The organism is Sporosarcina sp. Y838, from assembly GCF_056786515.1.
The window spans coordinates 248,940-261,856 of the sequence record NZ_JBXCJD010000006.1; the positions used below are offsets into that span (position 1 = coordinate 248,940).

A 12,917-nucleotide genomic window follows, 5' to 3' on the forward strand; every position below is an offset into this window, starting at 1 on the left:
CATTCTAATAATTTACATCTACTAAGACATCAACCGAATCGAGCTTGACCTGATATTGAATCCCACTTTGGAAGGGTGGAGCGGTAATCTCTATTCCTGTACACTCTTTCACAAAATTACTTAGTGACCCTGATCGTTTGGGACTGCCACTGGCATTATTCGGCCAAATAGGATTAGAAACGCTCGAGTAAAATATAACCTGATTCGCTTTATCAAAATTTATTTTTTCGATATGTTCTTTCGGATACCCATCAATATTAATGCACACTTTGCCTTTTGGGTCGAATTTCATGGATATTCCTGATGTGATTTCCCCGGAACGATTCTTACCTCCAAGGAGTACTAAATTGCCATTCATGTTATTCATGTTTTTTCCATTAAGAGACTTCACGATTAAAGTGAATGCCATACTGTTCATATTACCCGCTTGTAATAAGCCGTTATGAACCCAGATTAATCCACTTTGGTTATTTGGATTATTCGCTGTTTTTTTACCTTCCGAATAAAATTTACCGGATTGACAATGACCATTTTTAGCACTACATCCAGCTTCTTTTTTATAATATTTATCCAAAGAAAAGGAACTGAAAATATCGGCCGGGTTCGTCACTTGACCATTTTGGCTGGATTGTTCATTCGCCTCTACAAAACCTTTTAGTTTATAATTGATATTCGCTTTCAAAGACTTGCTATTCTCCGCGGATGAGGTGCCTTTAATGTTTAATTCAATTTGTATAGTATCATTAATACGAGTTGAATCCAGATTCAACAATTCATATGTTCTTGAGTTGTCAGTGATATTCATTTTTTTCTGATTTCCAATTGTCAATGCTATTCTGGAAGGCAGTTCATTGAAGTATTTGGCATTTGCAGTTGACTTAATTTCATCGATTGTCTTAATGGTATTACAACCAGGGGACTTAGTATTTTTATCCCCAAAGCATGAATAGTATGTATCTAATTCAAGTTTGACAAGGTCTTTAATTTCTTTCTGTAATGTTTTTTCAACATTCCCTATCTTGTGGACGTAGTAATCGACACCCATCTCCGCGGCGTTATATGCAAGATTAACATTATCGACAATTCTTTCTTGTTTCGCATTACTAATCGATCCCCGCATAAATAAAGCACTGACAATCATTATGAAAACGACAAAGAATAAGACGATTAGTAAAGCATAGCCCTGTTCATTTTTAAGCGATTTCATAACTCCCCTCCATCCTCTCATTGCGTTATCTTGTAACGGGAAATTGTTGTTGGTACTTTAACAAATAATTTATCATTTTCGATGTCCTTTACGGTGAGCGTGAAATTAATGTTTGATTCATTTCCTTTACTTGCAATCGTTTTCCCGTTGAATTCAATTGTCGATTCATATTGATATGTATTTGCAATAGTAATATCAGGTTTTGAAATCGAGGATGCCAGTATGCAATTTTTCATTGATATTTCATTCTTACTGATTGTTAAATCATATTTATCACAAGAACGGTGAATTCGTTGGACCTCAGCTATGATATAATTCGCTTCTTGTTGAAGACGAAGTTTCTTAGTTTCCGCAACATTGTACCTCATGCTTATAAGAACACCTGTCCAAATCAGGATAACCACCGCTGAAACGAGCACCATCGTTACTAATACTTCAACAAGGGTCAATCCTCTTCCATTATTCCCCTTCAATTCTTATCACCCTTATTTTATATGACTTCCTACTGGGTGAAATACCCATACGTTTCACTAATTATCCGATCTTGTTTACTGGCACCTTGCTTTTTTACTTTAATATGAACTTTATTTAAGCTTTTAGTACCTGCTATATAACTACTCCCTTCTAAATCCGGTTGTATGTAGTAGTCAACTTCAAATCTATAGCCGTTATCATCGTATATATAACGTTCATAAACAGTTGTTGTTTCGGGAATTGCTTTATCAAATAACTGATTGTTCGACCCCTGCAATTTAACCAGCTCCTGCTTGGCTAAGTTCATCGTTTCTAACTTATCTTTTGTTTTAGCATTGAGTAATGTCATTTGTGGGAATACCGTCATAAATCCTATAAATACGATACCAAGAATGACGAGCGCCGCTAGTATTTCAACCAATGTCATTCCATTATCATTTTGAAATTGCTTTTTCACAGACACTCCCCCTTCATTTGTTATTAGTAAATCTGTTAGTTGATATTTGCATAAAACGAACTCTACTAATCCCTAAAACCTATATGATTAGAAAAACACAACTATACTACTCTCTTATATACATCTATTTTACCACATCCTGTTATTAGCAATCAAAATTAACCCTATAAAAAACACCCCACCACAATCAAAATTGTGATGGGGTATTTCATGTTTATTAGATTTCCTTCAATTCCTGCATACGACGTTCAACTGCCGCGTACTTTTCTAGATAGTCACTTTCCTTAGCTCTCTCTTCTTCAACAACTGCTTCAGGCGCTTTTGACATGAAGCGTTCGTTGGAGAGTTTGCCTTGGACGCGTTTTACTTCGCTTTGCCATTTCGCAAGCTCTTTTGTTAGACGCTCAAGTTCTTCATCGATGTTGAGCAGCCCTTCAAGTGGCAAGAACAGTTCTGCTCCTGTTACTACCGCTGACATCGATTTACCTGGTGCTGTAATGCCGTTGCCGAGTGTCAATGTCTCAGGGTTACAGAAACGTTCGATGTAGCTGCGGTTTGCTTCTAACACGGCTACAGTCGCATCGTCTTTAGCTGAAATATAGAGTGGAACCTTTTTGCTGAGTGGCGTGTTTACTTCTGCACGGATATTACGTACAGCACGGATAATGTCCATCAACAGTTTCATATCCGTTGCACGTGCTTTATCAGTTAGAGCTTCAGCCGCAATCGGCCACGCCGCGACTGTGATTGATTCACCTTCATGGGGTAGGTTCTGCCAAATTTCTTCTGTGATGAAAGGCATGAACGGATGTAATAGACGCATCGTGTTATCGAGCACATAGGCAAGAATCGAGCGCGTCATTTTCTTCGCTGTTTCGTCTTCACCGTATAATGGCAGTTTCGCCATTTCGATGTACCAGTCACAGAAATCATCCCAGATGAAGTTATAGAGTGCGCGGCCGACTTCACCGAACTCATAGCGGTCTGCTAACTTCGTCACTTGGTCGATTGTTTCATTCAACCGTGTTAAAATCCATGCGTCCGCTACAGATTTTTCACCCGTTAAATCAATTTCATCGTATGTCATGCCATCCATATTCATGAGTGCGAAACGGGATGCATTCCAAATTTTATTGGCAAAGTTCCAGACGGATTCAACTTTTTCAGTTGAGTAGCGTAGATCCTGTCCTGGTGAAGAACCTGTTGATAAGAAGTAGCGCAGTGCATCCGCACCGTATTTGTCGATAACATCCATCGGGTCAACGCCGTTGCCAAGAGATTTAGACATTTTACGGCCATCTTCAGCCCGAACGAGCCCGTGAATTAAGACATCTTTAAATGGTCGCTGTTCTGTGAACTCGATTCCTTGGAAAATCATCCGTGATACCCAGAAGAAAATGATGTCGTAGCCTGTTACAAGTGCATCTGTTGGGTAATAACGTTTAAATTCTTCGTTGTCGAGATCCGGCCAGCCCATTGTTGAGAACGGCCAAAGCGCAGATGAGAACCATGTATCGAGTACATCATTGTCCTGACTCCAGTTTTCACTGTCAGCCGGCGCTTCTTGACCGACATATATTTCGCCAGTTTCGTTGTGGTACCAAGCTGGAATGCGGTGACCCCACCATAATTGACGGGAAATACACCAGTCATGGACATTTTCCATCCATGTTAAATACGTTTTTTCGAAACGGTCCGGTACAAAGTTTACTTTGCCTTCCGTATCTTGTAGCTTGATCGCTTCATCAGAAAGTGGCTGCATTTTTACGAACCATTGTGTCGATAAATACGGTTCAACGACTGCACCACTACGCTCGGAATGACCGACAGAATGATTATGTTCTTCAATGTTAAATAGAACACCCATCTCCTGCAGGTCTTTGACGATTTCTTTACGGCATTCGAAGCGATCCATTCCTTCGTATTTGCCGGCAAGCTTATTCATCGAACCATCTTCATTCATCACGAGAACACGTGGGAGATTGTGACGGTTACCGATTTCAAAGTCATTCGGGTCATGTGCAGGTGTAATTTTAACCGCGCCACTTCCGAATTCCATATCCACGTAATCATCTGCAATAATTGGAATTTCGCGACCGACAATCGGCAGTTTAACCGTTTTACCGATTAAATGTTTATAACGCTCATCTTCAGGATGAACTGCAACCGCAGTATCTCCAAGCATTGTTTCAGGTCGAGTTGTTGCAATTTCTATACTGCCCGTTCCGTCTGCCAATGGGTAACGCATATGATAGAAAGCACCCTGAATGTCTTTGTGGATGACTTCGATATCAGATATAGCCGTTTTCGTAGCGGGATCCCAGTTTATAATATATTCACCGCGGTAAATTAACCCTTTGTTGTAGAGTTTAACGAAAACTTCCTGTACCGCTTTCGAAAGTCCTTCATCCAAAGTAAATCGTTCACGTGTGTAATCAAGCCCCAAACCAAGTTTTGCCCATTGTTCACGGATATGTCCTGCATATTCGTCTTTCCATTTCCATGTTTCTTCAAGAAATTTCTCACGCCCTAAATCATAGCGTGTCGTTCCCTCTTCACGAAGTTTTGCTTCAACGCGCGCTTGTGTTGCAATTCCAGCATGGTCCATTCCCGGAAGCCATAGAGCATCATAGCCTTGCATCCGCTTCATGCGTGTCAATATATCTTGTAGCGTTGTATCCCATGCGTGGCCAAGGTGTAGTTTACCTGTAACATTCGGCGGTGGAATAACGATTGTGTAAGGTTTTTTATCGCTCTTAGGTTGTGCTTCAAAATATTTACCTTTTAGCCACCAGTCATGGCGACCTGCTTCTATGGTCTTCGGATCGTATTTCGTCGGCATCGACGTGTTTTCATTTGTCATGTTGGTTCCTCCTTATTTTTAAAAAGAAAAGTAGTTGGTGCATAAAACTGGACACAAAAAAACTCCTATCGCCTTAAAGGACGAAGGAGCTGTTCGCGGTACCACCTTTATTCGTGCACACAAAAGTACAGTGCACCTCAAACTTCGATAACGGCTTCAAACCGGCTTCCGCTACTGTTAGGTGTTTTCATGCTGAAAACAGCTTATTCACGGAAACTGCTCACGGGTTACATTCAGCAAATAATCGACAGGCCCTTTCACCACCGGAACCCTCTCTTTAGTCCAATCAATTCACGTACTATCCCAATCATCGCATCTCTATACAATTACCATAATTGTAACGGAACTGCTCATGAAACGTCAAGTAAATTACGAAAGGATTGTGTTATGCGAAGATCATATAACCCTTATCTTCTACCGCCTTGGCTTCGGAAAACCCGATTTTACTGCAAAGGAATTATTATCCCACTTTGTGTTTTTCAATTGATACGATTATTACTCGTTCCAACAACCGGTGATTTTCTACTATTGTGTCTTCTCTGTGGATTAGCTTTCGCTCTTTACAAAAACATCATTTGAACGGAATACAGTTGTCGATACCCCATCTGTTAGCTCCATAATGAATGAGAGCACTTCGTCCGCCTCTGTGAATGAAGTGCTTTCTATTGTTGCGATTGGAGTTGCCACTACTACATTTACTTCCACTTCAGGCTCCTCCACTTGCGCGACCGCTTTTGTGTACGAACACTCCACATGCCAGACAATACCGTAAGTACCTTGTCCGTCAGATTTTCCCGTCGCTTGGGTCGTTACTACGTTCAACGTGCTCTCTGTTTCGGGAGGTAGATCAATATTGAGTGGGACTGCGTATTCAAAGTAACCCTCTTTGCCATCCAACTCAACATCATCAATGAGAATATACGAATCATCGAGTTCTGCTGAACGCAGGACCCCATCATCAAATTCAACATTCGCCGCAATGTGGTAAATGCCTGTCAATCGGACTGCATCTTCCGTTCTTTCTTCGGTATATCTTGGAGTTACCGTGACTGATTGACCCCCTGTAGGTATGCCCGCATGTTCAGGGAAGTAAAAGTCTTCCTGCATTGGCCACTGTTTTATCTCCATATACGTTCCCTCCTTCTATTCCTTCACAAACAATTGTATGCGCGACAGCGTCTTGATAGAAGAATATATTGAGTGAACGAAAAATCCCCTGACCATTTAACAAGTCAGGGGATTTTTATTTAATTTACAAAACACTGGAAAGAAGGGCTTGAAAACCACCATTTTCACCGGACTATTTCCGGCCCGCTTTCGGCGAATTAATCACGACACTTTTACCGAGGGGCATGTAGGGGATGCGACAAAGTCGCATCCCCTACTTACTTAGACATCTCGATAAGCGTATAGAACTTGTTCAATTCAAAGCGAACCAAAAGCACAGATACAAGTAGTACCTAGTGTGTGATCAAGTTATTTACTGGTTATTTTAGTTAATCATCAGACGTAGTAAAGTAAAATACTTCTTATTGCTTCAATTTGGCAAATACAGTATGGAATGCTTCAACCGTTGTCGCGATATGCTCTTCGGTATGCGCAGTCGATAGGAACATGCCTTCAAACTGGGATGGCGGTAGGAAGATGCCTTCTTCCGCCATTAAGCGATAATAATCAGCGAATAATGCAAGATCGGATGTTTTCGCTTTTTCGTAGTCAGACACTTTTTCATTTGTGAAGAAAAAGCCAATCATCGATCCAGCACGGTTCACTGTGTGTGGAATATTGTATTTTTCTGCTGCGGCACGGAAACCGGCCTCCAGCTGATCGCCTAGTTTCATGAAATGATCATATGATTCGGGTGTCAGTTTTTTCAACGTTTCAATACCGGCAGTCATTGCAAGCGGATTTCCTGATAAAGTGCCTGCTTGGTAAATCGTCCCCGCGGGAGCCATATTTTCTAGAATTTCACGTTTTCCACCATACGCACCTACAGGTAACCCACCGCCAATTACTTTTCCAAGACATGTGATATCAGGTGTAACACCGAAATACCCTTGTGCACAATTGTAACCGACACGGAAGCCTGTCATGACTTCATCGAATATAAGAAGTGTGCCGTTTTGTTCAGTCAGTTCACGCAATCCTTCAAGGAAGCCTGGTTCAGGAGGAACAACGCCCATATTACCTGCGACGGGTTCCACAATGATTGCAGCTAGATCGTCGCCGAATTCTGCAATCGCGACTTTAATGCTTTCAAGATCATTATATGGCACAGTAATCGTGTTTTTAGCAACCGACTCTGGAACGCCTGGGCTATCTGGAAGACCCAGTGTCGCAACACCTGAACCCGCTTTAATGAGCAGTGAATCGGCGTGGCCATGGTAGCAACCTTCGAATTTCAAAATTTTATTACGTCCTGTGTAGCCACGCGCTAAACGCAATGCACTCATTGTGGCCTCTGTACCTGATGAAACCATACGAATCATCTCGATAGATGGAACGCGCTCGATAACTAGTTTCGCAAGTTCATTCTCAGCTAATGTTGGAGCACCGAAGCTAGCTCCAGTTTCCGCTACACGCTTGATACCATCGACGACGTCACTGTCAGAGTGACCATGAATAAGAGGACCCCAAGACAAGACATAGTCAATGTAGTCATTGCCATCGATATCCGTAATGATTGCGCCTTTTCCACTTTCCATGAAAATAGGATCCATATTGACGGATTTGAAAGCACGGACAGGTGAGTTAACTCCGCCCGGCATTAGATTTACTGCTTCTTCAAATGCTTGTTTTGACTTCCCGTAATTTCTACCCATTTATTTCTCCTCCAGCCAGCGCGCAGCATCTTTCGCATGGTACGTCATAATAATATCCGCACCTGCACGCTTCATACTCGTTAACGTTTCTAAAACAATCTGTTTTTCGTCAATCCAGCCGTTTTGAGCAGCAGCCTTTACCATTGCGTACTCGCCACTTACATTGTAAGCCACGATTGGCAATAAAAAGGTGTTTTTTACGTCGCGTACGATATCAAGATAAGACAATGCCGGTTTGACAATGAGGAAATCGGCACCTTCCAATACATCTGATTCCGCTTCTCGTAATGCTTCCATTCGGTTTGCGGGATCCATTTGATACGTTTTACGGTCACCAAACTGTGGTGTAGAATCTGCTGCATCACGGAACGGACCGTAATAAGCGGAAGAATATTTCACCGCATAGGACATGATCGGTATTTCTGAAAAACCGGCTGCATCAAGTCCTCGGCGTATAGCCACAACAAAACCGTCCATCATATTTGAGGGGGCGATAATATCAGCACCGGCTTCTGCTTGGCTTACAGCTGTCCGCGCCAATAAATCTAGAGAAGGATCGTTCAATACTTTCTCTCCTTCAACCACACCACAGTGACCATGGTCAGTAAACTCGCAAAGACACGTATCTGCGATAACGACAAGGTCAGGATAACGTTCTTTCGCAAGACGGATTGCTTTTTGAACAATTCCTTCAGCGGAATAAGCTTCTGAGCCCACATCGTCTTTCGTTGCTGGGATACCGAACAAAATAATTGAAGGAATACCTAGTGAGACGACTTCATCGAGTTCAATTGCAAAGTGATCAAGTGATTTCTGGAAAACACCCGGCATTGAAGCAATCGGATTATTGATATCCTCACCGTCGATAACAAAAATCGGATAAATGAAATCCTCTTTTTTCAGAACAGTTTCCTTTACCATAGATCGTAATGTGCTTGATGCACGAAGACGTCTGTTGCGTCTGAATTGTAATGTATCCATAATTACCCTTCCTTTCGCCCCGCCAATTTCTCAACGAGATCTTTAAGTGTGTATGTATCTGGCCTAACATGGACAGGTGCGCCAACTTCTACTAGCGCACTCTCCGTCACATGACCGATAGCACCGATTGTATAGCCATTCCAGCCTGTACGCGGCACAACTTCTTCCGCAAAAACTGCCACTGCCGAAGGACTTGCGAACAACACGTTCAATTGCTGTTTTTTCTGCAACAAAGCAACAAGTGAATCAATGGAATCATTTGCACGCTCTGTTGTATAAACAGTCCACTCATCCACTTCAAAAGGCAATTCTTCTTTGATGGTCACTCCAGCAATCGATCCACGGAGAAATAAGATGCGTCGAATATCTGTTTCAACAGGATTAAATTCCTTAACGAATGTATCCGCACTGAAAACCGTTGGAATGAAATCGACCGTAAAGCCAATTTTCCTAAGTGCATCCGCAGTACGAATACCGACCGCCGCTATTTTAGCTGGAATTGCTTCTGGTGAAAAATTGTGTCGAATGAGCTTGGCTCCAAAAGCCGTAACCGCACTTTGACTGGTGAATATCAACCAGTCGTAAGTCGGACATGCGTTCAAACGGAGCTCATCTGTCTGTTCCACCAACTCTGCCACTTGAATGAGCGGCAATGAAACTGGCGTACCTCCATAGAGCTTCACCAGTTCGAATACATCTTCTGATTTCGGCGTTCCTGTGAAGACGACTGTTTCAGCTAACAGTGGTTTACCGTTACGCATCCATATCCGCCTTCACTTTCTCAATCACCTCAGAAGCTCCTTCAGCACGTAAAGTTTTTGCAACTTCCTTGCCAGCTTCAATAGGATCTTTACTCGTAAATGTACTTTTGAATACTTGTATAGCGTCGGGAGAAGCAATATAACCAGTCAGTTCAACCTCACTGCCATTGTATTGCGCAAAACCTGCAATCGGAACTTGGCATGAGCCATCCATTTCAGTAAGGAAAGTACGCTCTGCTTCTACTTCTTTCCACGTTTTCTCATCAGTTAGTTTGGCTAGTTCGGCTAGTAGTTCTTCATCATCAATACGGCATTCAATTGCAAGTGCTCCCTGCCCTACTGCAGGAATACAATCCTCAACAGACATATATTCCGTGGTGATATCTTCACTCCACCCCATCCGTTTCATACCAGCGGCTGCTAGAAGAATCGCGTCGTATTCGCCGTCAACCATTTTTTTCAAACGTGTGTCGATATTGCCACGAATCCATTGAATATCCAGGTCGGGACGTAGTAAAAGCAACTGTGAACTTCTACGTAAACTAGATGTTCCAACAATCGCTCCTACCGGCAAGTCCATGAATTTCACATGATCTTTTGAAATGAAGGCATCACGTGCATCTTCACGCGGAGGGATACAACCGATAACAAGTCCTTCCGGTAAAACTGCCGGCATGTCTTTCATACTATGTACTGCAAAATCGATTTCTTTATCGTACAATGCTTGCTCAATTTCTTTGACGAAAAGACCTTTCCCACCGACTTTAGACAACATGACGTCAAGGATTTGATCGCCTTTCGTAACGATTTCTTTCACTTCAAACTCAAATGGTGCACCAGCTGCTTTCATTTGTTCAATGAACCAGTTTGTCTGTGTTAAAGCAAGTTTACTTCTTCTTGAACCTACAATTATTTTTCTCATTTTCATAAAACCAACCTTTCAAATAAATAATTCACTATTAAAATCCATTAAGGGATCAATATTTAAATCCAGGAATGGAATTCAGATAATTTGCTCGCTAGGAAAAAATTAATAATAACAAAGAGAAACGCAAATACATTTGCCCACGCAAAGTCATTTCCTGTAAGCTTGCCACTCCGCTTCAAGAATAATACAGAACCATAAATGGCAAGCAAGAAAAATGAACCCAATATTTTTATATCGAATACGGACCACGTGTCTAGGGCAACAGTCGCCCACTGCATGCCTAGAACTAGGCTAACAAAAAGAATTGGTATTCCCGTGTAAAGAGCGGCTTTCATTCCTATCTCTGCTTGATGAAGGGACGGTAGCCTGCCAAATTGTTTCGTCCATTTCTTTTCTTTTAAAACCTTATAGACAAGGAGATAGAGAATCGAAAAAACAAAAGACATTGCAAATGCGGCATACGATAAAATTGCAAAGGTTATATGGATAATAAGAAGTTCAGAAATGAGTGCTTCCCCTATCGCTGATTGTTCAATTTGTACAGGTGCAAACGTATGAATCGTCATGAATATAAAACCGATGACATTCAAGAAAAACACAGCGTGACTCACTTTGTAAAATAGGTGCAGGACAATCGATAATGTAATCAAAAGCCATGCGTAAAAAAAGATGCCTTCAAAGAGAGTCAGTACCGGAAATCTTTTCATTTCGATAATATACATCACTAGGAAAAAACTTTGCAGAAAATAGACAACGGATAAAATCCAAAAAGCGCATCGATGTGCAAAGGTATCCTTATTTAAATAATCTATAAAATAAAAAACGAGGCTAACCGCGTAAAGGACAACCATTACTTCATGCAGCCTCGTCATCATCATATCTGCCATGATCACTTCTCTGCCTTTCCGAACCAATAAGGGCGTTTCCGCATCTATAGTGTATCACACTGATGCGGAAACGCCCCTTTGACAAATGCTCAAAATGTCAAATTCGGTTGTGCCATCGCATTTCTTTCCGCTCTGACTTTTAACCGTTCTACTGCTTGTCTTGCAAGCATTTCTTTCTCCTTCACTACATCCTCACCGATACCGAAAATTTGCTGGAATAGCTCTAACTTTTCGTTCGATTTCGGATCCATAGATAATTCTTTCACCTGTAAAATTGGATCTTTCAATAACTGATTGACAATCGATTTCGTATGTTTGTTCAACACTTTCTTTTCGCGTTCCGTCAAATTGGGCATCTTGTTTTCAATGCTCGCCATCGTTTCTGTTTGAATAATATGTGCTTTTTGACGAAGTGCCGAAATGACAGGGACAACTCCAAGTGTAGCAACCCATTCTTTGAAAACGACAATTTCTTGTTCAATCATTAAACCGATTTCCTCAGCTGCATGCTTTCTTTCTGCAAGATTCGCCTCGACAATACCTTGTAAATCATCGATATCATAAAGAAAGACATTCGGTAAATCACCGATACGCGGATCTAAATCGCGCGGAACAGCAATATCAACCATAAATATCGGTCTTCCTTTACGCAACCGTACTACTAATTGCATGAGTTCCAAGTCGATTACGAAGTCACTTGCACCAGTTGAACTAATCAGTACATCCGCTTCAAGTAAGGTGCATTGAAGCTCTGCCATCGATTTTGCAACTCCACCGAATTTATCGGCAAGCAGTTCTGCTTTTGAAAGTGTTCTATTGACAACTGTCACTTTGCTTGCACCACTACCATGCAAGTTCTTTAAAGCGAGTTCGCCCATCTCACCTGCACCAAGAATGGCTACATGCTTCTGATCCAATGTGCCAAAAATTTTCTTACCAAGTTCTACAGCTGCATAGGATACCGACACTGCATTATCACCAATTGCGGTGTCAGTATGCGCTTTTTTAGCAAGTGTAACTGCTTGCTTAAATAGTTCATTGAAAACAGTACCCGTCGTTCCCGTTGTTTGGCCCATAAGGAAACTATCCCTTACTTGGCCTAATATTTGTGTCTCGCCAAGAACCATGGAATCTATGCCTGCCGAAACACGCATTAAATGCTCAACTGCCCCGTCATTTTCCATGATGACCAGGTGCGACGAGAATGTTTCAAGTGGAATATCGAACCATTCAGCCAGGAAATTCTTCACATAATAACGACCTGTATGTAACTGATCGACAACTGCGTATATTTCAGTACGGTTACATGTGGATATAATTATATTTTCTAATATACTCTTTTGCTGTTGCAGTGTTTGCATCGCCTGTGGCAGTTCTGCTTCAATAAAAGATAGCTTTTCCCTTATTTCAACAGGTGCTGTCCGGTGATTGACACCAATTATGATTGTATGCATCAGGTGTTCACACCTTTCACGTTCTATTTCACGCTTTCTATTATACCATACGGTTGTCCGTTTTTCTGTTTAAAATTGTGAAC

11 protein-coding genes and 1 other annotated feature are annotated in these 12,917 nt (G+C 41.6%); all 11 genes read right to left on the reverse strand.

From position 1 onward, the window contains the following. Positions 1-4: 4 nt before the first annotated feature. Entirely contained in the window at positions 5-1,207 is a 1,203-nt protein-coding gene (locus AC1TO4_RS11050) for a hypothetical protein (protein WP_482105347.1), read from the reverse strand. Between the two features lie 17 nt (positions 1,208-1,224). Then, entirely contained in the window at positions 1,225-1,680 is a 456-nt protein-coding gene (locus AC1TO4_RS11055; RefSeq protein ID WP_482105348.1) for a PulJ/GspJ family protein, read from the reverse strand. 29 nt (positions 1,681-1,709) lie between these two features. Next, positions 1,710-2,138 (reverse strand): PulJ/GspJ family protein, encoded by a 429-nt coding sequence (locus AC1TO4_RS11060; protein ID WP_482105349.1) that lies wholly within the window; start codon positions 2,136-2,138, stop codon positions 1,710-1,712. 217 nt (positions 2,139-2,355) lie between these two features. After that, complete coding sequence (locus tag AC1TO4_RS11065) at positions 2,356-5,001, reverse strand: valine--tRNA ligase (protein WP_482105350.1); 2,646 nt, start codon at positions 4,999-5,001, stop codon at positions 2,356-2,358. 73 nt (positions 5,002-5,074) lie between these two features. Beyond that, positions 5,075-5,321 (reverse strand) — a binding site (T-box leader). Between the two features lie 226 nt (positions 5,322-5,547). Next, positions 5,548-6,129, reverse strand: coding sequence for a hypothetical protein (locus AC1TO4_RS11070; protein WP_482105351.1), 582 nt, complete (start codon positions 6,127-6,129; stop codon positions 5,548-5,550). Between the two features lie 401 nt (positions 6,130-6,530). Continuing rightward, positions 6,531-7,823, reverse strand: coding sequence for a glutamate-1-semialdehyde 2,1-aminomutase (gene hemL / locus AC1TO4_RS11075; RefSeq protein WP_482105352.1), 1,293 nt, complete (start codon positions 7,821-7,823; stop codon positions 6,531-6,533). Continuing rightward, complete coding sequence (gene hemB, locus AC1TO4_RS11080) at positions 7,824-8,804, reverse strand: porphobilinogen synthase (RefSeq protein WP_482100881.1); 981 nt, start codon at positions 8,802-8,804, stop codon at positions 7,824-7,826. Between the two features lie 2 nt (positions 8,805-8,806). After that, entirely contained in the window at positions 8,807-9,565 is a 759-nt protein-coding gene (locus AC1TO4_RS11085) for a uroporphyrinogen-III synthase (RefSeq protein WP_482100882.1), read from the reverse strand. Continuing rightward, positions 9,558-10,487 (reverse strand): hydroxymethylbilane synthase, encoded by a 930-nt coding sequence (hemC, locus tag AC1TO4_RS11090; protein WP_482105369.1) that lies wholly within the window; start codon positions 10,485-10,487, stop codon positions 9,558-9,560. Before hemC ends, AC1TO4_RS11085 begins: the two co-directional genes overlap by 8 nt. A 62-nt stretch (positions 10,488-10,549) precedes the next feature. Continuing rightward, positions 10,550-11,380 carry a cytochrome c biogenesis protein gene (locus AC1TO4_RS11095; protein WP_482101011.1) on the reverse strand — a complete coding sequence of 277 codons (831 nt, stop codon included), beginning with the start codon at positions 11,378-11,380 and terminating at the stop codon, positions 10,550-10,552. Between the two features lie 89 nt (positions 11,381-11,469). Continuing rightward, positions 11,470-12,834 (reverse strand): glutamyl-tRNA reductase, encoded by a 1,365-nt coding sequence (gene hemA, locus AC1TO4_RS11100; RefSeq protein WP_482105353.1) that lies wholly within the window; start codon positions 12,832-12,834, stop codon positions 11,470-11,472. Between the last annotated feature and the right edge of the window lie 83 nt (positions 12,835-12,917).